This is a genomic window from Streptomyces spirodelae, from assembly GCF_017676385.1.
In the GTDB taxonomy this organism is placed as follows: Bacteria; Actinomycetota; Actinomycetes; order Streptomycetales; family Streptomycetaceae; genus Streptomyces; species Streptomyces spirodelae.
Genome location: NZ_JAFFZN010000047.1, coordinates 1 through 25,347, shown reverse-complemented (window position 1 = coordinate 25,347; position 25,347 = coordinate 1). Strand labels below are relative to the sequence as shown.

Genomic DNA, 25,347 nt, shown 5'->3' with positions numbered 1-25,347 from the left:
ACTCCGCATGCGGCACACCGCTGAGGCGTCGTCAGCGCTCCTGGTAGACGAGCCAGACCTGACCGCGGTCGAAGGGCATCCGCTCGCCGTTCGAGAGGGTGTAGGTGGTGTCACTCGTCGCGCTCTCGCGCTCCCACTTCGTGGTGAACGCCTTTCCGTCGCGCAGTACGGTCGCCTCGCCGCTGCCCACGGTCTCGATGTAGGGCGTCTTGCCGCTGGAGTCCGGCGGCATCTCCGTCTTCTGGATGATCACCGTCTTGCCGCCGAGCCGCTTCCCCGAGGTGCCCTTCGCCGGCTCGCCGTCGAAGGAGACCAGCCAACGTCCCTCGTTGGCAGACCAGTTGAAGGTGGTCCGTGAGGAACCGTAGTCCACGGTCTGTTCACCGGTAGGTGTCCCACCGCTCGGCTCGGCGCCGAAACGGAAGCCGATGTCTTCGGCCTTGCTCGCTTTCGGGGCCTTTTCGAGGAGCTTGTCGGGGTGACCGTAGAGGTTGTGCGGCGGCTCGTTGTCACCACCGCGCTCGTAGGCGTCCGGGTGGTCGTCGTGGGACACCCCGTACAGCGGCGACTTCTTGATCTTCTCAACGACCGCAGCGCGCGCCCCCGAGTAGGCGAGCGCGGGGCGCTGGAACATCCGCATCTGTTCGACGTTGTACTCGCGGGCGCTGCGCACGGGGCCCAGCGATTCGGGGTAGTGGCTGGAATAGACCGCGAACACCCTGCCCAGTCCGCCCTCGACCTTCTCGACGCCGACGATGTCGGCGTCTTCGAGCGCGGTCTGCGGGCGTGCGTCCTTGTGGTTGTCGATCTTCACGGCGAGCACCGGGTTCCGCTGGGCAGGAAGACCGGTGAACGGTGAGGTGGACGCGGCATCGTGCCGTTCCGGGGCGGCGCCCTCGTCGTTGCCGTAAGCGGCGAACGACGGCGTGGCCGCGGCGGCACCCGCCAGCCCGCCGACGAGGGCCAGTGCGGCTGCCAGACGGACACGGCGGCGTGCGGGTATGTGTGGGGAGCCCTTCGAACCGCCGGCGGAGGAAGGTGAGGGGGAGCTGCCTGCCATGAACAGACCTCCTGTGGGGGGAAATCCTGCTGGAGGAGCCCACCCCACCCTTCCCGCTCCGGCGCCGTCAATACCCGAAGCAGCAGCCGGTCACTTCGTCAGTGCGTGCCAACTAGCGTGATTTCAGGACGTGTTGGTGTTTCCCTTCGCTTGCGGTCCCGAGCCGCGCACCCGACGCGGGTCATCAGCCCGGAGGCCCGGCAGACCGGCAGACCGGCAGACCGGCAGACCGGCAGACCGGTCACTCGACCACGAGTTCGACCGGTATGTTGCCGCGCGTCGCGTTGGAGTACGGGCACACCTGATGCGCCTGCTCGACGAGCGTGCGGCCCGTCTCGCCGTCGAGGCCGTCGGGGAGCTCCACCCGCAGCGTCACGGCGAGGGCGAAGCCCTCCCCCTGCTTGCCGATGCTGACCTCGCCGGTGACGGCGGCCTCGGAGACATCGACCTTCGCCCGCCGGCCGACGACACCCAGAGCGCTGGCAAAGCACGCCGCGTAGCCGGCGGCGAAGAGCTGCTCCGGGTTGGTGCCCAGGCCGCTGCCGCCCATCTCCCGCGGCGGGGCGAGCTGGACGTCCAGCTTGCCGTCGGAGGCGACGGCTCGCCCCTCCCGGCCGTGCGTGGCGGTGGCGACAGCGGTGTAGAGCGCGTCCATGGAAAGACCATCCCTCTCGATGACAGATCGGCGGTGCGGCCCGTCCAGGCCACCCCGGACCACAAGGAGAGCACACAATTAAATTGTGCACAACTCTAAAGTTCGCAGCAGGTACGCTGGGATCATGAACCCGTTGCCGACACCCACCGACGTACCGGAGGAGGACTTCCTCCGGCTGGACCGCCAGATCTGCTTCTCCCTCAACGCAGCGTCACGGGCATTCGGCAGCGTCTATCGCGTGCTGCTGAAGGACCTGGGTCTCACCTATCCGCAGTACCTGGTGATGCTCGTGCTGTGGGAACACGGCGAGGTGTCGGTCAAGAGCCTGAGCGCACAGCTGCGGCTCGACTCCGGCACCCTGTCGCCGCTCCTCAAGCGGCTGGAGGCAGCAGGACTCGTCCGGCGCGAGCGCTCCGCACAGGACGAACGCTCGGTCCAGGTGCGTCTCACCGAGGCGGGCGGACAGCTGCGCGAGCGCGCCCTGCGCGTCCCACGACGGATCGCGGCAGCCGCGGGCTTCGACGCGGCCGAGGCCGCCGAGCTGCGTGCCCGGCTCGACAAGCTCACCCAGGCGCTCGACGCCGCCGTCGCCGACGAGGCAGCCCTGCTCGGCGGAGACGGGACAGCTCTGCTCGGCCGAGAGGAGTCCGCACCCTGATGAGCGGCCCTCGATCGGTGGACCGCGCGCTCGAACTGCTGGACGCGGTGGCCGAAGCACCCGGACCGGTGAGCGCCAAGACACTCGCACGGCAGTGCGGCTGCTCCCTCTCGACCGTCTACCATCTGCTCGCTCCGCTCATCGAGCGCGGCCATGTGCTGCGCGGCCCCGACGGGTACAGCCCGGGCCCGCGCGTGCCGGCGCTGCACCGCTCCTTCCGGCGCCACCACAGCGTCGACGCCCAAGCCGCGGCGCTGCTCCCCCGGATACGCCGGGCCACCGGCGCCGAGGCGTACTTCACCACCTACCGGGACGGGCAGATCACCGTCATCGACAGCACCACGCCTCTCACGGCCACCGACCCCTTCGCGCCCGGTCCCGAGACAAGGGCGCACGCCACCGCGCACGGCAAGGCCCTGCTCGCCCAGCTCCCGCGCGCGGCGCGGCGCCGCTATCTCACCGACCACGGCATGGCACGGCACACCGACCGCACCATCACCGACGAGGCGCGCTTCGAGGCCGAGCTCGCCCGAGTGCGCGACCGGGGCCTGGCCGTCTCCGTGGGCGAGGCCGACCCGGCCCACACCTGCCTGGCCGTACCTCTGCCCGGCCGCCCGGACGCCGCGCCCGCCGCGCTGTCCGTCTCGCTGCCGCGCCGGCTCTTCCAGCTCCGGCACACCGAGGCCGGCGCAGCGCTGCTGCGCGCGGCCGCCGCGTTTCCGACGGCGTCGGAATGAGGGTCTGCCCGGCTGGCCGAACGGCGCGGCGCGCCCCATGCTGGCGGCATGATCTTCACCGCCGTACGTTTCGCAGTCCGTCCCGAGTACGCCGACGAGTGGCTCTCCCTGGTGGGCCCCTTCACCGAGGCGACACGCGCCGAACCGGGCAACCTCTTCTTCGACTGGTCACGCGACGCCGACGACCCGAACCGCTTCACCCTGCTGGAAGCCTTCGCCGACGACGCAGCAGGCGCGGCACACGTCGAGTCCGAGCACTTCAAAGCGGGCCTGGAGACCATGTCCACAGCGATCGCCGAGACCCCGCGGATCATCAACGTGAACATCCCCGACCAGCACGGCTGGGGAACCATGGCCGAACTGACACCCAAGCCGTAGGGCTGTCACATACCCGGGCGAGGGCTGCACGTACCCGTACGGGGCCGCGCCCAGTCAGTGGCGGGGGCGGCGGGGCTACTCCGCGCGCGGTGCGGCCTTCTCGTTCTCCTGGAGCCGCTTCTCCTTGAGGCGTGCCGCCTCCTTGCGCACCTCGGCCTGGGTGGCGCGCTCCCTGCGCAGCCACTCCGGGCTCTCGTTCTTCAGGGCCTCGATCTGCTCGGTGGTGAGCGGTTCGGTCACTCCGCCGCGTACCAGACCGGAGGTGGAGACGCCCAGCTTCGCCGCGACCACAGGGCGGGGGTGCGGGCCGTTGCGCCGCAGTTCCCGCAGCCACTCGGGCGGATCGGCCTGGAGCGCGTTCAGCTCGTCGCGCGAGACGACACCCTCCTGGAACTCCTCGGGGGTGGCATCGAGGTACACACCCAGTTTCTTGGCCGCGGTCGCGGGCTTCATCGTCTGGGTGTTCTTGTGCGACGTCATGGGCTCCAGCATATCGATCGTGTGTGCCGCCCAGGACCACGCCCGGTAACCTGGCCAGGTGACAGGCTCAGACGCACCCCCTTCGTTCCGGCTCGGTTACGTCCCGGGCGTGACCCCCACCAAGTGGGTGCGGATCTGGGAGGAGCGGCTGCCCGACATCCCGCTGCACCTCGTCGGGCTGTCCGCAGCCGAGGCCCCCGACGTCCTGCGCGGCGGCGGCGCCGACGCCGGCTTCGTCCGGCTGCCGATCGACCGTACGGACCTGAGCGTCATCCCTCTCTACACCGAGACGACGGTGGTCGTGGTCCCCAAGGACCACGTCGTGACGGCAGCGGACGAGGTGACCGCCGAGGAGCTGGCCGACGAGCTCGTGCTGCACCCCCTCGACGACACACTCGACTGGGAGCGCCCACCGGGCCGGCACGCGCAGGAGCGTCCCGCCACCACGGCGGACGCCGTCCAACTGGTGGCGGCGGGCGTCGGACTGCTCGTCGTCCCGCAGTCGCTCGCCCGGCTGCACCACCGCAGGGACCTCACCTACCGGCCGCTCACGGATGCCCCGCAGTCCCAGGTCGCGCTCTCGTGGCCCCAGGAGCGGACCACCGACATGGTGGAGGACTTCATCGGCATCGTCCGCGGCCGCACCGTCAACAGCTCCCGGGGCCGCCGCCCCGCCCCTGCGCAGCCGAAGGAGAAGCGCCCGGCGGCCGAGGGCGCCCGGCGAAAGCCGGCGCCCCCCAAGCCGGCCGGGAAGGGCCGCGGTAGACGTACCGGCTCCGGGGGCGGCAAGCCCGGCAAACGAGGCAGACCGCGCCGCCGTTGACAGCGCCACGGTGGCCGAGCGAGCCGGACCCGGCCCTCCCCTCCCCTCCCCTCCCCTCCCCTCCCCCGGAGAGCGCCTACACCACGGCGCCTGAACTGTCCCTGTCGCGGTGCCGATCGTGATCGGCGCGCTCGGGGTGTGGCCGGGGCCGCCACCGTTCCAGTACGGCGGCCATCGGTGTCGCCGTCAGGACCGTGGAGGCCGTTCCGACCACCACTCCGGCCAGCAGGGCCACCGAGAAGTCGGTCAGCGAGTCGCCGCCCAGCAGCGCCAGGGCGACCAGGATGAACAGCGCGCCCATCCCGGTGTTCACGGTGCGCGGCAGGGTACGGGCCACGGCGGCGTCGGCCAGCTGAGGCAGCGGGGTCGCGCGGTCCGCACGGCGCATACCGCGCAGCCGGTCGAGCACCACCACGGTGTCGTTGACCGAATAGCCGACGACGGTGAGCAGCGCGGCCAGGAAGACGCTGTCGACCGGCTTGCCCAGCCAGGCGAACAGCCCCACCACCAGCAGGACGTCCTGCGCCATCGCTGCGACGGCGGCCGTGGCGAACGTCCAGCGGAACCTGACGCTCAGATACAGCAACTGGGCGCCGACGGCGATGGACAGCGCGATCAGGGCCTTGCGCCGCAGCTCGCTGCCGAGGCTGGGCCCCACCAACTCGTCCCGTTCGACCGAGACGTGGCCGCCGGCCGGCTCCAGTCCCTCGCGGATACGCTCCCGTTCCGCGTCGGTGAGCTTCTCGGTCCGTACGGAGACGCCCCCGTCGCCCGCCTCCTGCACCACCGCGCGCGGGAACCCCGCGTCCGCCACGGCCCGGCGTGCGGTGTCGGCGTCGACGGCCTTGCTGGTGCTGTACTCCACCATCCGGCCACCGGTGAACTCCACACCGAACTCCAGCCCACGAAGTCCGATCCCGGCGAGGGCCACCAGCACCAGTCCAGCCATGACGGTCAGCCACCGGCGGGGCCGGCGGGCGAGGCGGGGCCGGCGCGCCGTGAGCCGGTCGCGCAGCCGGGAGGAGCCGGCGAGGCCGGTCAGTGCCGGCCGCCGTCGCACCCGGCTGCGGCGCACGGCCCACTCGACGAGCACCCGGGTGATCACCATGGCGGAGACCATCGAGGCGAGGACCCCCAGCGAGAGGGTCACACCGAAGCCCTTGACCGGCCCCGTGGCGAAGAAGAACAGCAGCCCGGCGGCCAGCAGCGTGGTGACATTCGAGTCGATGACAGCGGTGTACGCCTGGCGGAACCCGGTGCGCAGCGCGCGCCGGAGGTCCCGCTCCTGCCGCGGCTTGTCCGGGCGCGGGCGCGGGCGGTTGTACTCCTCGCGGGCCCGTTCGAAGACGAGCACGTTGGCGTCGACGGCCATGCCGATGGCGAGCACGAATCCGGCGAGCCCCGGCAGCGTCAGCGTGGCGCCCAGCGCGACGAGCGCCGCGTAGGAGATCAGGCCGTAGGCGCCAAGGGCGAGGGTGGCCAGTGCGCCCAGCAGCCGGTAGACGACGGTGATGAACACCGCCGTGAACAGCAGTCCGATGACCGCCGCCTGTGCACTGGCCCGGATGGCGTCGGCGCCCAGCGTCGGCCCGACGGTCTGCTGCTCGATCACCTCGACCGGTACGGGCAGCGCGCCGCCCTTGATGAGTGCGGCCAGCTCCTTGGCCTCGTCGTCGCCGAAGCCACCGGTGATCTGGGTTGATCCGCCGGTGATCCCCGTGCGGCAGGGCACGCTGTCCTGGATGCGGGGCGCGGAGACGATCCGGTCGTCCAGCACGATCGCCACCCGCCGCTGCGGCGCGTCCGCCGGGCGGCAGGCGGCCTGCCCTGTCAGTCGCGCCCACTTGTCGGCTGCTCCGCCCCGGAAGTCGACGGTGACGCTCCAGCCGCTGCCCTGCGCGGTGTCGAGCTGCGGCTCGGCGTTCTTCACCCCCTCACCGGTCAGCGCGGCCGGCCCCAGCCGCAGCGCGGCCCGCTTGTCGTCCGGATCGGGCAGGACGCGGGAGCCGTCCTCGCCCTTCCCGGGCCGGGCCTTGTCGTGCGGCCGTCGCTCGGTCACCTCCTCGACCGGATGGAAGGTCAGCTGTGCGGTTCGGCCGATCACCTCGGCCGCCTCCCTGGGGTCCTGCACCCCGGGCAGTTCGACGAGAATCCGGTTCTCGCCCGCCCGGGACAGCGACGGCTCGGCCACGCCGAGGGCGTCGACGCGCTGCCTGAGCACCTCCAGCGCGCGGTCGGTGGCGGCCTGGTCGGCCCGCACGCCGGGGCCGTCCCGGGTTTCGAGGACGATGTGCGTTCCGCCCTTGAGGTCCAGCCCCAGCCGGGCCGGGGTGGTCAGGGCGAAGAAGAGGGAGACTCCTACGACGACGAGCGCGAGCAGCGCGCGCCACAGCGGCGCGCGGGAACGGTGCTGAGCACCGGCGGTACGGGTGGTGCGGCGGGGCGTACGGGACAAGACCACTCCAGGCTGAAGAGGCACCGCGCGGCATACGCGGCGCACAGGGCAGCCGACCGCCCCCTTCCGCACTGCCCGCCCGTGGCGGAGCCACGGGCGGCACCCGGAGTGCACCGGGGCACCACCCGTGCCCGTCGCGGCACTCGGGCCCGGCGGCGCCGATGGCAGGGCAGGCCCCTCGTGCGGGTTCGGGGAACGCGTACGCGAACGAGCTGACGGCGCGGGAACGTGCCGCAGGCAGGGTGCGGAGGAGAGCCGGCCGACTCGGTCAGACGGCGAGTGGTGGCAGGGGCGGGCCCCGGCTGGTGCGCGGATCGTGCGCGGAGCGCGGCGGCGCCCGCTCCTGCGAGGGGGCGGCCGCCGAGCGGCCGAGGAGCGGCGCGGGCGCGAAGGGCGAGGCGGCGGTCGGGAGGGCAGGCGGGTGGGGCGGCTGGCCGTTCGGCCGCACCTCGTGGACGGCCGTCGCCGCGGCCCCGTGCGCCACCGCCTTGGTGGCCTTGGCCGTGGCTTCGTGCACCACCGCCCTGCGCCAGGTGTCGGGCCGGACGGGGGCGGAAGAGCCACCGGAGCCCTGAGGTGCTCCCCGGTCCGCCGCCACGATCCCGGACGACGGCACGCCCGGCTGCGCGGGAGTCGCCGGCACGGCGCCCGTCAGGAGCAGCAGAGCGCCCCAGACGAGGGCGAGGGCCGCGGACGCGGAACGGCGCGGGGACAGAGGCCGCGAGCTCGGCTGCATGGTCCCTCCCCGTCGAACTCCGTGGCCGGTTGCCGGTGCCGGGCAGTCTACGCGGGGGCAGCGACCCCGGAGCACTCGCGGCACCGACCGCCGTTACGCAAGATTCACCTCTATGTATTGACGGCCATTCATCCGGACCCCAGCATGAATACGCCCATACAAAGCCGCGGTGCCACGGAGCCCGCGGCCCGCTGAATCGCGGAACCGGGTGTGCGCGAAGAACGCGAAAGAAGGTGCAGCGAATGGCCGGTGTGGTGGAGCGTCGCTCGATCGACGTGGTCCCGGACGCGGAGCGACACGGCAGGGCGTTCAGCCAGTTCACTCTCTGGCTGGGTGCCAACCTCCAGATCACGGCCGTCGTGACGGGCGCCCTCGCCGTCGTCTTCGGCGCCCCGGCCTTCTGGGCGGTGTTCGGGCTGCTGCTGGGCAATCTCCTCGGCGGAGCGGTCATGGCGCTGCACTCGGCGCAGGGTCCCCGGCTGGGGCTGCCGCAGATGATCTCCAGCCGCGCCCAGTTCGGGGTGCGCGGCGCGGTCGTACCGCTGGCGCTGGTCATCGTGATGTACATCGGATTCTTCGCCAGCGGCAGCGTCCTTGCGGGCCAGGCCGTCGGAGAGCTGACCCACCTCGGGGAAACCCCCGGCATCGTGCTGTTCACACTCGTCACCGCCGTGGCAGCCGCCGTCGGATACCGCGTCATCCACGCGCTGGGCAGAGTGGCGAGCCTGGTGTGCGCGCTCGCCTTCGTCTATCTCGGTTTCCGGCTGCTGGAACGGGCCGACCTGGCCGAGCTGCTCGCCGAGCGCGCGTTCTCCTTCCCGGTCTTCCTGCTGGCGGTCTCGCTGTCCGCCTCCTGGCAGCTGGCCTTCGGTCCGTACGTCGCCGACTACTCGCGCTACCTGCCCCGCTCCACCTCGGCGCGCGCCACGTTCTGGTGGACGCTGGGCGGCTCGGTGCTGGGGTCGCAGTGGTCGATGACCTTCGGCGCGCTGGCCGCGGCGGCTGCCGGCCCGGCGTTCGTGGGGCACGAGGTCGGCTACGTGGTAGGGCTGGGCGGGGCCGGACTCATGGCCCCGTTCCTGTACTTCGTCATCGCCCTGGGAAAGCTGACCATCAATGTCCTCAACACCTACGGCGGCTTCATGTCCATGGTGACCGGGGTCAGCGGCTTCCGGGGGCAGCGGGAGCTGGGGCCGCGCGCCAGGGCCGGCTACATCGCCGCCATCATGGTCGTCGGCACGGCAGTGGCGCTGGCGGGCAAGGACAGCTTTCTGACCTCGTTCAAGGACTTCCTGCTCTTTCTGCTCACCGCGTTCACGCCGTGGTCGGCCATCAACCTCGTCGACTACTACCTCGTCGCCAAGGAGCGCTACGACCTGCCCGCGCTCAGCGATCCGCAGGGCCGGTACGGCGCCTGGCGGTGGCGGGCCCTGGCTGTCTACGCCGTCGGCCTCGCTGCCCAGTTCCCCTTCCTGGCGACGCACTTCTACACCGGTCCGCTCGTGGACCCGCTCGGCGGCGCCGACATCTCCTGGCTCGTAGGGCTGGCCGTCCCGGCGGTCCTCTACTGGCTCCTGGCCCGCGGCGACACTGCCCATATACCGGAGCGCACCATCCTGACCGCCCCGCCCGCGACGCTCCCTGGACCGCGCGGCACCGGCCCCGCCGTACCGACAGGCACGGAGCCGCCCGCCGAAGCCGAAGCGCGGTGAGCGGGGCGGGGCACTGGTGGGAGCGGGCCGGGCACGGTGAGAAGGGGGGCGGGGTGCGGTGAGAGGGGGGCGGGGTGCGGTGAACCGAACGGAGGCCCCGTGGCGGCTCGCTACCTGTCCAGGCCGCGCACGTCCGCCACGTCCGGAACGCCCGCGAGTTGTTTGACCCCTTCGATCTCCAGCCCGGCCGGTCCGTGCCACTCCGCCAGCAGAACGGTCGCGTCGTCGCCCAGCCGGCCCTGGTGGTAGTCCAGATGGTGCCGGATGAGCCGGCGCAGCGTCTCGGGGACCGGCAGCTCATCGGACTGGTGACGGATGAGGAAGTCAACGAAGCGGCCCAGTCCGAACTCCTCGCCCGAGGGGCTGCGGGCCTCGGTGATCCCGTCGGTGTACAGCAACAGCCGGTCGCCGGGTTCGAGTTCTCTCTGGCACAGATTGTGGGGTATGCCCAAGCCGGCCCCCAGCGGCGGGGTCGGCGCGCACTCCAGATGGACGATTCCGTGTCCGCGCACCACGGCGGGCGGCGGGTGCCCGCAGCACAGCCACCGCAGCTCTCCGGTGGCCACATCCAGGTCGGCCAGAACTCCGGTGACAAAGCGCTCGCCGGAGAACTGCTCGGTCACGAGCCGGTCGACGGCCACCGCGGTGCGGACCAGATCGGCTCCCTCACGGCGGGCGTTGCGGGCCGCGGAGAGGGCGAGGTTGGCCGTCAGCCCGGCGGCGGTGTCGTGGCCCATCGCGTCGAAGATGGCCAGGTGGGCGACCCGGCCGTCGAAGGCGTAGTCGTAGACGTCGCCGCAGACCTCGTAGGCGGGCTCCATCAGCGCGCTGATCATCAGGCTCTCGGTCGCGAAGGTACGGGCCGGCATGAGGCGCCATTCCATCTCGGTCGCCACATCCATCCGTCGGCGGCGCACCAGCCGACTGTAGGAATCGCTCAGTCCGCGTTTGCTGACCACCAGCAGCGACACCAGTCCGGCCAGTCGGCGCATGTCCACCTGGGCGGCAGCGTCGGCGTCGGGTGCGGTGATGTACAGCACCCCCAGCCGGTCGGTCCCGTCGACCAGGGGCACCCACCAGTGATCGTGATCGGCGGGCGAGGCCGGAAGTACCTCGCCGTGCTGGAAGGCACGCCCGGCCACGGTTCCCTCCACCCTGATCTCCTCCGGCCGCAGGCCCTCGCCACCGGCGGGCGGCGGATGGGCGGTCAGCGGCGCCAGCAGTTCCTGCTGCAGATCGACCAGGTAGACGACGACCTCGGTCAGTCCGACGCGGGCGGCCTGCTCGCTCAGATGCCCGGGGAGCTCTTCCAGCGTCGAGAGGTGACTGGCGCTGATCAGCGCGCCCAGCATCGCCGACCGCTCCGTCGCACTCTGCGGCAAGAACTCCTCCGGCTCCACGCCGTTACCGAGGTCCGAGCCATTGTTGGAGCTCATGAACTCTCCCAGGGAGGAGACCGGCCATTCCCGGATGGTGGCTTCCGCGTGGTGTTCGCTCCACGCGGTCCCCGCGCGGCCCGCCGGATAAACGCCGACGGATGTCCGGGAGCACTGCTTCACCCTCGGCGAAGAAGCGCTGACGTGCTGCGACGAAGCTGCGGGCCCGCCCCTCAGGCCAGGGGGCCGGAGCCGGTGCGGCGGCCCCGGCGCAGGGCGCGGGCGCACCAGCCGATGAGCACCGCGTTGACCAGGGCGCCGAGGCCGACGGCGAGGAAGACCATGGAGAGGTGGTCCGGCAGCGCCAGCAGCACCAGGCTCACCGGCGCGGTGGCGAGAAGCGGCACCACACCTGCGAGGGAGGCGTCGGGGTTGTCGCCCGCGCTCACCACCACGGCCCAGACGAGCAGGACGGCACAGACGGCGAGGTACAGGAGCGCCGCCACGCTGCGCAGCGCGTCGCGTACGGCGCGGAGGGCGGCGGGCTCGGAGCGGGAGTCGGTCATGTTGTCGGGCTCCTCGGGAGTGGTGTTCATCGGTCCGGCTGCCGGGCCGCGCGCAGCCTCCGCAGGTGCAGCCCCGTGCCACCGGCCGCCGCGTGGAGCAGGGCGGTGAGGGTGAGGCCGAACCCCTGGCGGTCGCCGAGTTCGTGCAGGGTGTGCTCAGGCTAGGGCCGCCCAGGGCTCCGGGCATCGGGCCGCAGGGTGATCACGGCCTCCAACCAGGGATGGAGAAAGGCAGTCTCCAACCAGGAGCAGAGAAATCGCGTCCGGCGCTCAGGGGCGCTGCCGGAAGACGGCGACGGTGCGGCCCGGCACGGTGAAGGTGCCTGTGGCCTTCTCGTAGCCGGACCGCCGCACCACCGGGTCGGCGCCGGCCGCCTGGAAGGGATGCAGGGCATGGCCACGGCCGGCGAGCGCCGGAACGCGCTGGGTCTGGCGCTGCGGAGTGGCGTTGAAGACCAGCACCAGATCGTCCAGACGAGCGGTGATCACCCCTGGTTTCTCGCCGGCCGCCGGCCCTGACAGCGGGAAGGAGAGGGAGCGCTGCACCCCGCCCGCGGTCTTCTTGCCGAAGGCGGGCTCGGTGGTACGGATGCGCAGCAGGTCCCGGTAGGCGGCGGCGGTCGCGGTGATCCGCGCGCAGTCCGGATACAGCTTCGGGTTGGTGAGCAGCGGCTTCGCGTAGGGCCACTTCGCCTCGTTGTCCGGCGCCGGGGGCAGGCCACGGCCGAAGCCGTTGCCACGGCGGCAGTCCCAGTGCAGCGCGTTGAACCAGTCACCGGAGTCGTAGGAGTTGCGGTCCAGGGACTTCGAGCGGAGCAGGTCGGAGCCCGCGTGCGAGAGCGAGGGGCCTTGCGAGAGCGTGGCGGTGGCCATGCCGAGGACCTGCATCCGGGCCCGGTCTGCGGCCGTCGTGCCGGCCGGCAGCTTGAAGGCGAGCGCGTCGTAGAGCGTCTCGTTGTCGTGTGCGTCGGCGTAGGCGAGCGCGTCGCCCGGTCGTCGGGCGTAGCCCGCCGGGGCGCCGTTGTAGTCGACTTCGGCGCCGGTGACGCTGCGGCCGCGTGAGTCGGTGAAGCGGTAGCCGGCCAGATTGCCGCTGAGTCCGACCTTGATGAGATCCTGGTAGTGGAGCAGCCGGGCACGTTGCTGCGCCGGGCTGCCGTTGGCAGGCGAGGGGTTGGGGTCGGTGGCGAGGCCGGAGGCGAAGCCCTGCACCCGGGGGTCCTCGTCGAAGGGGCCGCCGCCACGGATCGCGTCGCGGGCGCGGTCGGAGAAGGTGGCGACTCCGGTTCCCGCCATGTTGCGCTGTGTGGCCTGGGTGAAGCGGGCGTCGTCGGCGACCTCGCCGAAGTTCCAGCCTTCTCCGTACAGCAGGATGTTCTTGCCGTCGACGCCGTCGCGGGCGGGGGTGAGCGCGTCCAGGGCACGTCTGACGGCGAGGATGTTGGCCTTGGGGTGGTGGCCCATCAGGTCGAAGCGGAAGCCGTCCACCTTGTACTCGCGGGCCCAGGTGACCACCGAGTCCACGACCAGCTTGCCCATCATGGTGTGTTCGGGCGCGGTGTTGGCACAGCAGGTGGAGGTGGCGACGCGGCCGCCGGCGTCGAGCCGGTGGTAGTAGCCGGGCACGACGCGGTCCAGGACGGAGCGCGGGTCCTGGCCGGCCGCGGTGGTGTGGTTGTAGACGACGTCCATGACGGTACGCAGCCCGGCGCGGTTGAGGCCGCGCACCATGCCGCGGAACTCGCGGGTGCGCGAGGGGCCGTCGGGCCGTGCGGCGTAGGAGCCCTCCGGAACGGTGTAGTGCTGGGGGTCGTATCCCCAGTTGAAGGCGTCGCGCCCGGCTGTCTCGCGTACGCACTTCTGCTGTTCGGCGGAGTCGGGTGGCAGCTTCGCCAACTCGCACGCCGGCTGCTGCCGGTCGGCGCGCCGCTCGGGGACGGAGCTGAAGTCGAAGGCGGGCAGCAGATGGACATGGGAGGTCCCGGCGCGGGCCAGCATCCGCAGGTGGCGCATGCCGTCCGAGTTCCGTTCGGTGAACGCCCGGTAGGTGCCCCGCTCGCGCGCCGCCACCGTGCGGTCGTCGCGGGAGAAGTCGCGGATGTGCAGCTCCTGGATCTGGGCGTTGCGCAGCGCGGTGGGATGCGGCTTCCGCAGCCGGGACCAGCCTGGCGGTGCGTGCCGGGGATCGGAAAGGTCGGTGGCGACGCTCTGTCGGGAGTCCGCAGTGAGGGCCGTCGAGTAGGGGTCGGTGACGTCGTTGGTGACGATCTCGCCCGCGCTGGGGGACCACACCGTGACCCGGTACCGGTAGCGGACGTCACGCCAGTTGCCCGCGGCGCGCCAGACGCCACTCGACTCGTCCCGGTGCATGGGCACGGCCCGGCCGCCGACCAGCAGCCGTACGCGCTGGGCTGTCGGCGCCCACAGGGCCAGGGAGGTCCGGCGCCCTTGGTGGAAGGCGGGTCCCAGGCGCGCGTGCTCGGCTCCGCCCTCGTCCGCGTACAAGTCGTCCAGGACGCCGGGGATCTGGACGCCGGTGGCGGCCGAGAGCCTGTCGTCCCCCGCCGTTGCCACCACCTGTCCGCGCAGTGCGCCGCGCAGCGCTCCCCGGTCCTGCTCCGACACCCGGTAGGCGTCGTACGCGCCGGCCAGGTGCGGCCACTCGGCGCGCTGTCGGTCGCTGAGGCCGCCCGGTACGCGCTCCAGTGGCAGCTCCCGGCCGCCGCCGGTGAGCTTTCCGTCGCGTACCGCCAGGTCGCCTTCGCGGTCGGCGACCAGGCGGTGGGGTGCCGTGGGATCGCCCAGGTTCCTCGGCCAGGCCACGGTCGTACGGTCGATCCACTGCACCCGCGCTGTGCTGAGGTCGGTGACCTCTCCCCCGTCGGGCGCCGCGGTTCCCACCGCGCTCGTGCCCGGAGTGAGAGCGGCGCCGGGTGCCGCTCCGAGGGCCGTTGTGGCGCATGCGGACAGCGTCAGGGCTGCGACCAGAGCTCTGGCGCGGAAGGTGCGGAGCCTGGGCGTGCGTGCCTTCATGCGGCCTCCGTCTGGGGCGAGGGTGGGCGGGAGCGACGGGACCGTAACAGTTTGCTGAAACTTTCGGAAGACTTTGCACAGTCCTCCGCCCCGAACGCTCCCGCCGCGGCTACTCGCTGACGGTTCCGGTGATCTCGTTCGGCTTCTTCTCGAAGGTGCCGGTCGCCTTCCGCTTGCCGGACTCCAGGTCGATCGCGTAGACCTTCTTCCGCTCGGGCTCGGTGACATAGGCCGTCCGGCCCCGTACGAAGATCTCCGGGCGGGCCTGCTGCCAGTCCAGCGGCTCGCGCCACTCGTCCACGGCAGGAATGGTCCGGCTCACCTCGGCCTTGCCCGGGTCGATGACGTGGATCTTCCCGTCCGTGCCCAGTACCAGCGCCTCGCCCCCGGGACCGCGCGCCAGGGACCTGAAGCTGTAACTGGTCCCCAGATCGAGGAGTTTCAGCTTGCCCGTCTCCGTGTTGATCAGGGAGACCTTCTCAGGGCGCTCCAGTTCGGCCTCCGGGTCCTGCTTGTAGTCGCCGAGCACGACGGGCGACTTCCCGGACCCCTTCTGGTTGCCGATCCTGCCGTACTCGGTCGGGCTGTCGATCTTGGTGATCTTCCCGTCCTTGTACAGGAGAACGCCGTCCTCGCAGCCGATGACCACCGCTTCGTCCTCGGCGGTCGCCTCACCGTGCACCTCGGGACATTTCTCGTTCCGTGCGATCTCCTTGCGCTGCTTGTCGAGGACGACGATTCCCGTGCGCTTCTTGGCGGTGCCCAGGGTGGTGACGAGTTCGCCGTTCTCCAACTCGACCGCGACACCGTGGTGCGGGGAGGGCGAGGTGTACGTCTCGGTCTTCGGCTTCCGCTTTCCGAGTTCGGCCGGATCGAGAACGGTGACTTCGCCCGTGCCGTCGGTGAAGAGCACCGTCTTCCCGGCGTGCTGCACCACGTGGCCGGGCTCGGCGCCCTCGAACCGGGTTCCGGTGAGCTGTCGGCGGGTCGCGTCGAGCACGCGGAAGCCCTGCGAGGTGGACACCATGATGTGCTTGTCGTCACCTGCCGGGTTCACCCGGTTGTATCCCTTGAGCGGCACGTCCCCGACCACCTCGAGGGTTTCGGGGTCGAGCACGTATATCCCGCCGTCGTGCGTGACCGCGAGGGGGTCCTCGACGGTCGCCGCTGACCGCTTGCCCGTGGACTCGGCCGCCGACTTGTCGTCCGTGTCCTCCGCACCGCATGCCGTCATGACGACCGAGGTGAAGAGGAGCGCGGAGAACGTCGCCGCCCTGCGCAGGCGCGAACTGCTGCTGCTCATGGTGTCCTTCTTCCTTTCCTGGTCCGCCGCGGATGGCAGGGCGGCGGTCCTGTGCTGCGCTGTTGTCAGGATTTGCCGAGTCCGCGCGCTATCGCCTCGGTGTTGAAGCGCATCATCTGCAGGTAGGTGGCGGCGCCCTTGCCTTTTTCCGTCAGCGACTCGGAGAACAGCGGGATCACCGACACCTCGACCTTGCTCTCCCTCTTGAGCGCACGTGCCAGACGCTCCGGCTGCGAGGAATCAGCGAAGACCGCCTTTACCCCCGCCTTGTCGATGGTGGTGGCGAGCGCCTTCATGTCGGAGGCGCTGGGCGAGGCCAGAGTGGTGCCGCTGGGTATCACCGTGCCGACGATCTGGAAATCGAAGCGGCGTGCCAGGTAGCCGAAGACGTGGTGATTGGTCACCAGCTTCCGCCGCTTCGGGGGAATGGTGTCGAAGCGCCGTTTCATCCACCCGGCGAGCTGCCCGATCTTCTTCCCGTAGGCGGCGGCTCGTGCCTTGACGGTGCCTTTGTCGACCCCGTCGACGTGGCGGGTGACGTTCTTCCCGATGATCCCGACTGCTGTTCGCACCCGGTAGGGGTCCGTCCAGAAGTGCGGGTCGGGCGCTCCCGCCGTCTCGTCCGACCGGTAGGTGACAGGGTGCACCGCGTCGGCGACTGCGAGCGTGGGGACGCCCGCCTCCTCGGCTGCCCGCACGTGGCGCAACACGTTCTCCTCGAGTCCCAGACCGTTGTAGACCACCAGGTCCGCGCTCTCGATCTGTGCGGCCTCGGCGGCCGAGACGCCGAAGGAGTGCGGGTCGGCGTTCGGCTTCATCAGCACTTTCACCTCGGCCTCGCCGCCGGCGACCTGCCGTGTGAGGTCGCCGAGGATGTTGGTGGTCACCACCACGGTGGGGCGCCTGTCCGCGGTACCGGAACATCCCGCCAGCGCGGCGAGCAGCGCGCAGACCAGGAGGAGGGCGCCGAGTGCCCGGCGCCTCAGGTTCGGGTGAGAGGTCGTCATGGCCGCGCTCACCGCCCCGTCTCCACCATCTCGGAGGGGGTGAAGTCCACGGGGAATGAACGGGCCTTGCGCAGGTCGTCGTTGTAGTCGATCTCGTGGATCTTCTTGGCCGCTGTGTCGTTGATGTAGGCGCGGCCGGCGTCGATCTCGATGACCGAGCGTGCGGCGTCCTTTACCGATGACGACTTGGCCAGGATTCTTCTGCTCGCTGTCTCCCGGCCGTCGGACGCGTCGTAGGCATTCAGCGTGCCGGACTTCTTCAGCACCAGAACCGGCATCCCCTCGCCCGCGCTGTTCACCGCTGCCGCCGGTCCGGTCTCGAGCAGCTTCCAGTCGCGTGCGGTGACGTTCAGGACCCAGACGCCCTTGTCTCCCGCTTTCGCGGTGAGGGTGGTCCCCTGCGAGCGGCTCCGAAAGGAATCAGGCCGTTCCGCTGCGGGCACCTCGCGGCCGAAGGGGATCTTCTCCGCGCGGGGTTTCCTCCCCTTCTCCGTCACGAACAGCGCGCCGTCCGCGCACCCGAAGACGACGCCGCTGCGCGTCACTGCGGCGCCGCGCAGTCCCGGGCACTTCTCGTCGAGGGAGGCTTTCTTCCTGCCCTTCCGGTCGCGCACCTCCAGCGCGGTCTCCGAGCCGGCTGCGGCGACCGGAACGAGCGCGTGTTCGCCCAGCGGAACGACAGGACCGCGGTCGACGTCTTCGATAGTGGCGGAGGGGCTGATCCGCCCCTTCTCCATGCGGCCGTGGTCCACCAGTCGTGCGGTGCCGTCGGCGAAGGTGACAGCGGTCAGCCATGAGCTGCTGTGGACGTGTTCGGCCCTCTTCCCCCGAACCGTCCCCACAGCACGGGCCTTGGCGCGGTAGTAGTGCACATGGTCGCCGTGGTCGACCATCCATGCTCCGCTGTCGAACACCTGGGAGCCGCCGCCGGAGTTGGCGTACGCGAACCGGCCGTCGGTCACCAGCTCCGCGCCCTCGCGCATCCGGCCCAGCGGCTCGGTTCCGCCCTCGATGAGGTCGAGCACGGCCACGGTGCCGCTCCGGCTGTCTCCCAGCACGAGGCGGGACTGCTGCTCCGCTGCTTCCTCCGCTCCCGCGACATATCCGTGCGGCTTCGGGGAGGACGCGGACTTCTTCCCGCCCCCCCGGCCTGCTTCCTCCTTGCCGTCGCCTTCGGCGCAGCCCGCCAGGAGCAGCGCCAGGGTGAGCGCTGTGATCGCCGCCGCTGCGGCCTTGCTCGGGTTCCGGGTCATGATGAGGGCTCGTACTCCAGTCGCTGTTCGGGCTCTTCGTGCTCTGCGGCCTCGGGGCCGGGCTGCGCGTGCTCCACTCGGCGGTCGCGGACTCGGGAGACCAGCGCGGAGCAGAAGAACAGCAGGACGGCGACCGCCGCGATCGTCGCTCCGGCGGCCGTGCCCAGGTGCCAGGAGAGCAGGAGTCCGGCGAAGGTCGCGGCCACGCCGCACAGCGCAGCGCCGCACATCACCGTCGGAACGCGCCGCGACCACGGAAGTGCCGCCGCCGGTGGGGCGATCAGCAGCCCGAAGACCAGCAGCGTCCCGACCACGTGGAAGGACGTGACGATGGCGAGCGTGACGAGCCCGAGGAGCGCCGCGTGCGCCAGACGGGGGCGCAGCCCGAGAGTGTGGGCCTTCCGCTCGTCGAAGACGAGGGCAAGGAAAGAGCGGTAGCCCAGCGCGGACGCGAGGACGGCGACGCCCAGCGCCACGGTGAGGCCGACCAGGTCCTGCTCCCGCACGGCGAGCACATCGCCGAAGAGGAATCCGGTGAGGTCCACCGCGAACGACTGGGAACGCGAAATGATGATCACGCCCAGCGACAGCATCCCGACGAACAGCAGCCCGATCCCGGTGTCCTGGGAGAGCCGGGGCGAGCGCCCGAGTGCCGTCACCCCGCAGGCCATGACTCCGGCGCTGACCGCGGCGCCGATCAGCAGATTCCCTCCGCAGAGCGAGGCGAGGGCGACCCCGGGCAGCATGCCGTGCGCCATGGCGTCGCCGAGGAAGGTCATGCCCCGCAGCACGACCCAGGTCCCGGCCGTGGCGCAGATCAGCGACACCAGGATTCCGCTCCACAGGGCCCGCTGGACGAAGGCGACTTCGAACGGGCCGGTCAACCACTCCATGCCGTGGAGCCTATAATGAAAATGATTGTCATAACAACAAGGGGAGGACATGCCACAGCCCACGCCATACGAGGTCGCGCTGCACCACGTCACCGCCGGATACCCCCGGCGTCCGGTGCTGCGTCGACTGACCGCGTCCGTCCCCCGCTCGGCGACCACCGCCGTCGTCGGCCCCAACGGCTCGGGGAAGTCCACGCTGCTGAGCGTTCTCGCGGGAGTGCACCCGCTCACGTCCGGCGTCCTGCACAGGGGCCGCACCTCCCGCCCGTGCTTCGTGGTCCAGCGCAGCGCGGTCGCCGACACCCTCCCGCTCACCGTCCGCGAAACCGTGACCATGGGGCGCTGGGCTCATCGCGGCGCCTGGCGGCGGCTCACAGCACGGGACCGCTCCGTCGTGGACGCCAGCATGGAACAGCTGGGCATCCTGGAGCTGGCCGGACGGCAGCTCGGTGAACTCTCGGGCGGCCAGCGCCAACGCGCCCTCGTCGCCCAGGGGCTCGCACAGGAGGCCGACCTCTTCCTGCTGGACGAGCCGACGACGGGCCTGGACATGGCCGCGCGCCAGAGCATCACCGACGTGCTCAGGACCGCCGCGGCCCAGGGGGTGACCGTCGTCCAGGCCACGCACGACCTGGACGCGGCCCGCGCGTCCGACCACTGCCTGCTCCTCCGGGACGGACGGCTCGTCGAGGAGGGCCGCCCCGACGAGGTGCTCACCGACAGCGCGCTGCGACGCCTCTGGTACCCGGCCCATCAGGGCCAGTCCGACGCCGGCTTCAGGCGCACGCCGTCGACAGCGCCGTCGACCGGCGGCGCAGCCGGAGCGCCGCCGGCAGCACCGCGCTGAGCACGGCGGCCACGGCGCAGGCCCCGGTTGCCGTGCCAAGTGCCGTCCAGGGAAGCCGGATCGGCGCGCGGACCGAGAGCAGTTCCAGTGCGCCCCAGACGCCCGCAAGGTTGAGCCCGGCCACCGCGATCCCCAGCACACCGCCGACCACGACCACCATCAGCGCCTCGGCGGCCGTGATGCGCAGCACCTGCCACCGGGTGGCGCCGGTCAGTTGCAGCAGGGCGAGTTCGGGCGCCCGGTCGGCGGTCGACATCACCATGGTGTTGGCGACCGCGATCCCCGTGTACAGCAGGGCGATACCGAGCACCAGCAGCAGACCCGTGCGGGTCGTGCGGTCGGTGCCGGGGTAGGCGGACCGCAGCCACTTCTCCCGGGTGCTGACCTCTCCTTCCGACCGCGGCACGGCTCTCCGCAGCGCCGCGGCCGCTCTGGCAGCACCGGTCCCTTCGCCGAGCCGTACCTCGACCCGGTCGACCGGCGCGTGACGGGCGTTGCGCGGGGTGACATAGGCGCCGTTGTCTCCGGTGCCCGTGGTCATGACCGCGGCGATCCGCAGCGATCTCCTGGTTCCGTCCCCGAGCCATACGTTCACGCGCTCCCCCACGGTGTGGTGTGCCCACTCCTCGTTGACGATGATCGAGTCGTCGTCGAGGTCACCGACCGAGCCGGAAGCGAGCGGCAGCCGGGTCGTGCTCCGGAGTCCGGCGGATTCACCGGCCCGGGCTGCGGACTTGATGAGTGCCACCCCGTCCTCCAGCGTGTAGACGGCGGTCGAGGCGGTCGCGGAGACCTCGGTGCCGGGGATACGGCGCAGTCGCCTGAGTGTTGCCGCCTCGAAGCCGTCCTCACCATGGGCGGTGACCACGAAGTCGGCGGCGGTGCGGGCGCGCGTCTCGGTGGCCTTCGCCTCATTGAGCGTCGCGGTGGTTCCCAGCAGCGAGCCCGCCAGAGCCACCGTGACCAGGACGGGCGCCGCGACAGCCGCCGTGCGTCTGGCCCCGGTGGCGGCGTTCTGGCCCATCAGCAGGCCGGCGGCGCCCGGAAGCCGGCCGGCGAGCCGGGCGACCAGCCGGGCCGGCGGGCGCACCAGCAGCGGCGCCAGCAGCGCCACCCCGGTGATCAGCAGCATCGGCCGGATCACATACGTCTTGCGGTGCAGCAGGTCGCCGGGGTCGCTCAGCAAGGAGGCGAGGAGGGTGCCTGCGGCGGTCAGCAGCAGGGCTCCGCCGCACAGCCCGCGGCTCCACGTCATCGTGCGGGTGTCCACCGAGGCTTCGCGCAGGGCCTCGGTCGGTGCCGTGCGGCCGGCCCGCCAGGAGGCGACGGCCGCCCCGCCGAGGGCCACCAGCAGCCCCGTCCAGAAGGCCGCGTGGTACGGCCAGGTGTGGTGCTGGATGGTGAACCAGCCGGGCGCCAGCTTCTCGTCGACCACCCACCGGGCGAGCGCGGGTGCTCCGTACCCGCCCAGCACACAGCCGGCCGCCGAGGCGAGCGCGCCGACGACCAGCGCCTCGAGGAGGACCGCACGGCGGACCTGCGCAGGGGTGGCCCCGGCCATCCGCAGCAGCCCGAATTCGCGGCGGCGCTGGGCCACGGCGAACGCGAAGGTGGAGGCGACCACGAACACCGAGACGAAGGCGGATAGGCCGCCGGCGGTGCCGAACATGGCGGTCATCGCGGTCAGGGCCGTGCTGTCCCGGTCGGGGTCGGGGTCGGCGAGCCGCCGTGCTTCGCCGGTGAGGACCCGTACGCCACTGCCGTGGGCAGCCGCGCGTACCGCGGCCGGATCGTCGGTGTCGACCACCAGCTGTCCGCTGCGCGGCGCGAGTTCGGCCGCGCGCCGGTCGGTATAGAAGACGGCGTCCTCGAAGCCGAGCCCACCGACGACGCCGACAACCCGGACGTGGCCCTCTGCGGTGTGCAGGCGCTGCCCCGGACGGGCCGGCCCGGCGCCTCGCCGTACCCAGTCCTCGCTGACGACCACCTCGTCGTCGGCCCGGGGCGCACGGCCCTCGCTGAGGCGGTAGGGGGCGAACGCCGCCGTGGACCATGGATGGCCGACCAGATCCCGCGGGACGCCCTCGACCCGCACACCGAAAGAGCGGTCCTCCACGACCTGGCCCAGCTTCTCCAGCCGGGCCCGCACGCTGTCGGGCACGGCACGGGGGTGTGCCAGCTTGTGGGTCCGCTCGCCGATCGGGGTGGGAACGCGCAGGGTGTCGGCGCCCTGGATGACGACGGGTGCCGTGGCGAATCTCTCCGGCTTCCGCTCCGGTGCCTGGGACGCGGACGCCAGCGCCAGACCCATGACGGTGAGCAGTCCCACCCCGAGCGCCAGCGCGACGAAGCTGCCGGTGAAGGCGACCCAGCGAGTGCGCAGCGCTGCCAGGGTGCTCGTCAGCATGCGGTGGCCTCCAGCTTCGCCATCCGCCCGGCGATGTCCTGCGCGGACGCTCCGAGCACCTCTCCGGTGAGCCGTCCGTCGACGAGGAAGACCACGCGGTCCGCGTAGGAGGCGGCGACCGGGTCGTGAGTGACCATGACGAGGGTGAGCCCCTCCGCGCTGACCATGTCGCGCAGCAGCACCAGCACCTCCCGGCTGGTCGCGGAGTCGAGGGCGCCGGTCGGCTCGTCGCCGAAGAGCACCTGGGGGCGGGTGATCAGGGCACGGGCCAGCGCGACCCGCTGCTGCTGGCCACCGGACAGCTCCGAGGGCCGGTGCCTCCTGCGCCCGCCCAGCCCGACGCGTTCCAGAACCTCCCGTACGAGGGCGGAAGGAGGGCGGCGCCCTGCGAGTCGCAGCGGAAGACCCACGTTCTGCTCGGCGGTCAGGGACGGCAGCAGATTGAAGGTCTGGAACACGAAGCCGATGTGCCGGCGGCGCAGCAGTGTCAGGCGGGTCTCGCTCAGCCCGGTCAGCTCGGTCCCGGCGACGGTGACCGAGCCCGACGTGGGCCGGTCGAGACCGGCCGCGCACTGCAGCAGCGTCGACTTGCCCGAGCCGGAGGGTCCCATCACCGCGGTGAACGTTCCGTGGTGGAAGTCGAGTGAGACCCCGTCCAGCGCTGTGACCGAGCCGGGGCCGGTGCCGTACCGGCGGGTGAGCTGCCGAAGCGAGACCGCTCTGTCTGCCATATGTCTGTCCTGCCGTCCTTGTCGTGGTCGGCGCGCGCACGGTCGGGCTCGTGGCGTGCCACAAGCAGGATCGCAGAGAAAACTCTGCAAAGGAAGCTCTGCAGATTTTCCTCTGCAGACTCTCCTCTGCAGGTTCGGCTCTGCAGAGGAACCTCTGCGCTAAGCTCAGGCCATGTCCGAGCCACCGGAAGAGGACCGTCCCGCCGCGAGGCACTCGCCCCGCACCACCAGCGACCCCGCGGCCCTCAAGGCGCTGGCGCACCCGCTGCGCCTGAAGATCCTCCGCCGCCTGGCGGCGGCCGGCGCCGCGACGGCCACCGCGCTCGCCGCCGAGCTCGGCGAGAACACCGGGACGCTCAGCTATCACCTGCGGCAGCTCGAGCGCGCCGGGTTCATCGAGGACGACCCCGAGCACTCGGCGAACGGCCGCGAACGCTGGTGGCGTGGGGTACGCGGCCTGGATGTCCGGCGTCCGGCCCCGGCCGGACTGTCGCCCGCCGAGCGGGCCGTGGTCGGCGAGCTTGACCGGCTGCGCATGGAGGAGGACATCGAGCTGGCCTACAGCTACACCCTCCCGCACCCCGGGGAAGAGGAGTGGGTGTACGGCTCGCGCGGCACCCTCCACCTCACCCGCGGGGAGCTCCAGGAGTTCCACGACGCCTACCTGGAGCTGCTACGGCGCTTCCAGCGGCGTCGCACCGAGGGCGAACCGGGCACCCGGCCGGTCGCCGTCCGCTGGTTCGGCGTCCCGCTCGACGGCCCCGGCCCGCAGCCTCCCGGACCCTGCGCCTCGTAGCAGCACCCGGAAATCACACATCCGGGAACACCGAGCCATCCGGAAACACCGGCCGCGCCCGGCAATGTACGATGCCGCTTAGTAGAAATGGCGACGCCCTGACGCTTCCGCCCATTCAACAGCGGTCAACAGTGCACTGAAGAGAGCCACCTTCAGCAGATTTCAACTGCAATGTCCGGATATACAAGACTTGCCGCTCCTGCTCATTCACTGTGTCAGGAAACACACCGATCAGGTGCTATCACCGGCAAGATCTTCTGGCGGCCCATCAAAAGCCTTGCAAAAAAGAGCTTTTCGAAATTCCCTTCACTTCACCGCTTTACGCTCAGAAAATGATCCACCGCAGAGCGTTGAAGTATCCCGAGATCATTTCTCCTTGACCTGGCACAGGTGAATCGAGCGCCTTGCTCAGGGCAATTCATTGTGTTTCCGTGTCCTCGCTCCGGCCTCCATGAACGGCCGGAGTTCCCGTCCCGGGGCGCCGAATCCTGCCGCCCGGTGAGGGAAATCCGCACCAGTACCACGCGGCAGGAGCGGGGGACCCAAGTACGTGCCGAGCCGCACCCGGCGGCCCGGCTAGGGGTGAAGTCATGCCCGCTGCGCCTCGCGCACGGGAATGGCCGGGCCACTCCAGCCCGAATCCGACAGCTCACCTCGCAGGCGCTAGGAGAGGACACCCCCATGTCTCGTGGCCGACACGCCCGAAATCCGCTCAAGTCCCGCATCTCCCGGCTCTCGATCGCCCTCGTCGCCGGTGGCGCGGGAATCGCCGCCCCTCTGCTGACCGCGGGCAGCGCACACGCGGCGTCCGCGCCGGCCCAGGTCCAGGCCGCGAAGCACACGCAGTCCGTCCAGACCCGCGCCGCCCAGCAGGCGAAGGCCGAGCAGGAGGCCGACTCCTACACCGTCGTCCCCGGTGACACCCTCTCCCAGATCGCCGTGGACCACGACGTCGAGGGCGGTTGGCCGACCCTCTACAAGGCCAACAAGAAGACGATCGGCAGCGACGCGAACCTGATCCGCCCCGGTCAGAAGCTGACCCTGGACACCGCGTCGGCGCCGGCCGAGCGGAGCAGCGCCCCCGAGCGCGCCAACCGCGGCTCGGCCGAGCAGAGCAGCGTGCACAAGACCCAGTCGACCTCCCTGGACGGCTGGATCAACGAGGCGCTGACCATCATGAAGCAGCACGGCATTCCGGGCACCTACCAGGGCATCCACCGCAACATCATCCGGGAGTCCGGCGGCGACCCGAACGCCATCAACAACTGGGACATCAACGCCCAGAACGGCACCCCGTCCATCGGGCTCCTCCAGGTCATCAAGCCGACCTTCGACGCGTACCACGTCGCGGGCACGGCCTACGACCAGCGCGACCCGGTCGCCAACATCGTCGCGGCCTGCAACTACGCAGCTGACAGGTACGGTTCGATCGACAACGTCA

The 25,347-nt window shown here is 71.2% G+C and carries 22 protein-coding genes and 1 riboswitch; of the genes, 8 read left to right on the top strand and 14 right to left on the bottom strand.

Going from position 1 to position 25,347, the window contains the following annotated elements; translation table 11 throughout:
- Positions 1–31: 31 nt before the first annotated feature.
- Both JW592_RS31550 and JW592_RS31545 read right to left on the bottom strand, forming a co-directional pair.
- Positions 32–1,060 (bottom strand): DUF3048 domain-containing protein, encoded by a 1,029-nt coding sequence (locus JW592_RS31550; protein WP_209268708.1) that lies wholly within the window; start codon positions 1,058–1,060, stop codon positions 32–34.
- A 241-nt stretch (positions 1,061–1,301) separates the two neighbouring features.
- Positions 1,302–1,715 carry an organic hydroperoxide resistance protein gene (locus tag JW592_RS31545; protein ID WP_209268707.1) on the bottom strand — a complete coding sequence of 138 codons (414 nt, stop codon included), beginning with the start codon at positions 1,713–1,715 and terminating at the stop codon, positions 1,302–1,304.
- Between the two features lie 124 nt (positions 1,716–1,839).
- On the opposite strand from JW592_RS31545, the gene JW592_RS31540 reads away from it, so the two are divergent.
- From JW592_RS31540 to JW592_RS31530, 3 genes are read left to right on the top strand one after another with little or no spacing between them, the layout of a single operon-like run.
- The gene (locus JW592_RS31540) at positions 1,840–2,373 is read left to right on the top strand and encodes a MarR family winged helix-turn-helix transcriptional regulator (RefSeq protein WP_209268706.1); all 534 of its coding nucleotides are present in this window, start codon (positions 1,840–1,842) and stop codon (positions 2,371–2,373) included.
- Positions 2,373–3,110, top strand: coding sequence for an IclR family transcriptional regulator (locus JW592_RS31535; RefSeq protein WP_209268705.1), 738 nt, complete (start codon positions 2,373–2,375; stop codon positions 3,108–3,110). Before JW592_RS31540 ends, JW592_RS31535 begins: the two co-directional genes overlap by 1 nt.
- Positions 3,111–3,158: 48 nt before the next feature.
- Complete coding sequence (locus JW592_RS31530; protein WP_209268704.1) at positions 3,159–3,488, top strand: putative quinol monooxygenase; 330 nt, start codon at positions 3,159–3,161, stop codon at positions 3,486–3,488.
- A 75-nt stretch (positions 3,489–3,563) separates the two neighbouring features.
- Here the strand turns inward: JW592_RS31530 and JW592_RS31525 are convergent, their stop codons facing one another.
- Positions 3,564–3,968 carry a DUF5997 family protein gene (locus JW592_RS31525; protein ID WP_209268703.1) on the bottom strand — a complete coding sequence of 135 codons (405 nt, stop codon included), beginning with the start codon at positions 3,966–3,968 and terminating at the stop codon, positions 3,564–3,566.
- A 58-nt stretch (positions 3,969–4,026) separates the two neighbouring features.
- Between JW592_RS31525 and JW592_RS31520 the strand changes: the two genes are divergently transcribed.
- A complete protein-coding gene (locus JW592_RS31520) occupies positions 4,027–4,791 on the top strand; it encodes a LysR substrate-binding domain-containing protein (protein WP_209268702.1) in 765 nt (254 codons plus the stop codon).
- Positions 4,792–4,867: 76 nt separating this feature from the next.
- Here JW592_RS31520 and secD read toward each other — a convergent pair whose 3' ends face one another.
- Complete coding sequence (gene secD, locus JW592_RS31515; protein WP_209268701.1) at positions 4,868–7,246, bottom strand: protein translocase subunit SecD; 2,379 nt, start codon at positions 7,244–7,246, stop codon at positions 4,868–4,870.
- A 268-nt stretch (positions 7,247–7,514) separates the two neighbouring features.
- The gene (locus JW592_RS31510; RefSeq protein WP_209268700.1) at positions 7,515–7,982 is read right to left on the bottom strand and encodes a hypothetical protein; all 468 of its coding nucleotides are present in this window, start codon (positions 7,980–7,982) and stop codon (positions 7,515–7,517) included.
- Between the two features lie 242 nt (positions 7,983–8,224).
- On the opposite strand from JW592_RS31510, the gene JW592_RS31505 reads away from it, so the two are divergent.
- On the top strand, positions 8,225–9,694 hold the full coding sequence (locus JW592_RS31505) for a purine-cytosine permease family protein (RefSeq protein WP_229377186.1): 1,470 nt from the start codon (positions 8,225–8,227) through the stop codon (positions 9,692–9,694).
- A 110-nt stretch (positions 9,695–9,804) separates the two neighbouring features.
- On the opposite strand, the gene JW592_RS31500 is transcribed toward JW592_RS31505, so the two are convergent.
- From JW592_RS31500 to aztB, 7 genes are all read right to left on the bottom strand, one after another.
- On the bottom strand, positions 9,805–11,130 hold the full coding sequence (locus tag JW592_RS31500; protein ID WP_229377185.1) for a PP2C family protein-serine/threonine phosphatase: 1,326 nt from the start codon (positions 11,128–11,130) through the stop codon (positions 9,805–9,807).
- Positions 11,131–11,303: 173 nt separating this feature from the next.
- A complete protein-coding gene (locus tag JW592_RS31495; protein ID WP_209268699.1) occupies positions 11,304–11,636 on the bottom strand; it encodes an SCO4225 family membrane protein in 333 nt (110 codons plus the stop codon).
- Positions 11,637–11,906: 270 nt separating this feature from the next.
- On the bottom strand, positions 11,907–14,669 hold the full coding sequence (pulA, locus tag JW592_RS31490; RefSeq protein ID WP_209268698.1) for a pullulanase-type alpha-1,6-glucosidase: 2,763 nt from the start codon (positions 14,667–14,669) through the stop codon (positions 11,907–11,909).
- 109 nt (positions 14,670–14,778) lie between these two features.
- Entirely contained in the window at positions 14,779–15,972 is a 1,194-nt protein-coding gene (gene aztD, locus JW592_RS31485; protein WP_209268697.1) for a zinc metallochaperone AztD, read from the bottom strand.
- 65 nt (positions 15,973–16,037) lie between these two features.
- Positions 16,038–16,979 (bottom strand): zinc ABC transporter substrate-binding protein AztC, encoded by a 942-nt coding sequence (gene aztC / locus JW592_RS31480; protein ID WP_209268696.1) that lies wholly within the window; start codon positions 16,977–16,979, stop codon positions 16,038–16,040.
- Between the two features lie 8 nt (positions 16,980–16,987).
- Entirely contained in the window at positions 16,988–18,232 is a 1,245-nt protein-coding gene (locus JW592_RS31475; RefSeq protein ID WP_209268695.1) for a hypothetical protein, read from the bottom strand.
- Positions 18,229–19,125 carry a zinc ABC transporter permease AztB gene (gene aztB / locus JW592_RS31470; RefSeq protein ID WP_209268694.1) on the bottom strand — a complete coding sequence of 299 codons (897 nt, stop codon included), beginning with the start codon at positions 19,123–19,125 and terminating at the stop codon, positions 18,229–18,231. Before aztB ends, JW592_RS31475 begins: the two co-directional genes overlap by 4 nt.
- Before the next feature lie 49 nt (positions 19,126–19,174).
- On the opposite strand from aztB, the gene aztA reads away from it, so the two are divergent.
- Positions 19,175–19,972 (top strand): zinc ABC transporter ATP-binding protein AztA, encoded by a 798-nt coding sequence (aztA, locus tag JW592_RS31465; RefSeq protein ID WP_209268693.1) that lies wholly within the window; start codon positions 19,175–19,177, stop codon positions 19,970–19,972.
- On the opposite strand, the gene JW592_RS31460 is transcribed toward aztA, so the two are convergent.
- Entirely contained in the window at positions 19,902–22,379 is a 2,478-nt protein-coding gene (locus tag JW592_RS31460; RefSeq protein WP_209268692.1) for an ABC transporter permease, read from the bottom strand. The two genes, aztA and JW592_RS31460, sit on opposite strands and share 71 nt — an antisense overlap.
- Positions 22,373–23,110 carry an ABC transporter ATP-binding protein gene (locus JW592_RS31455; RefSeq protein ID WP_209268691.1) on the bottom strand — a complete coding sequence of 246 codons (738 nt, stop codon included), beginning with the start codon at positions 23,108–23,110 and terminating at the stop codon, positions 22,373–22,375. Before JW592_RS31455 ends, JW592_RS31460 begins: the two co-directional genes overlap by 7 nt.
- Positions 23,111–23,282: 172 nt before the next feature.
- Between JW592_RS31455 and JW592_RS31450 the strand changes: the two genes are divergently transcribed.
- Together JW592_RS31450 and JW592_RS31445 are read left to right on the top strand one after the other, a co-directional pair.
- Positions 23,283–23,906: a winged helix-turn-helix domain-containing protein gene (locus tag JW592_RS31450; protein WP_209268690.1), complete on the top strand. Its 624-nt coding sequence runs from the start codon at positions 23,283–23,285 to the stop codon at positions 23,904–23,906.
- 502 nt (positions 23,907–24,408) lie between these two features.
- Positions 24,409–24,583: riboswitch (cyclic di-AMP (ydaO/yuaA leader) on the top strand.
- A 4-nt stretch (positions 24,584–24,587) separates the two neighbouring features.
- Positions 24,588–25,347, top strand: a 760-nt coding sequence (locus JW592_RS31445; protein WP_209268689.1) for a transglycosylase SLT domain-containing protein, incomplete at its 3' end; no start/stop codon positions are given.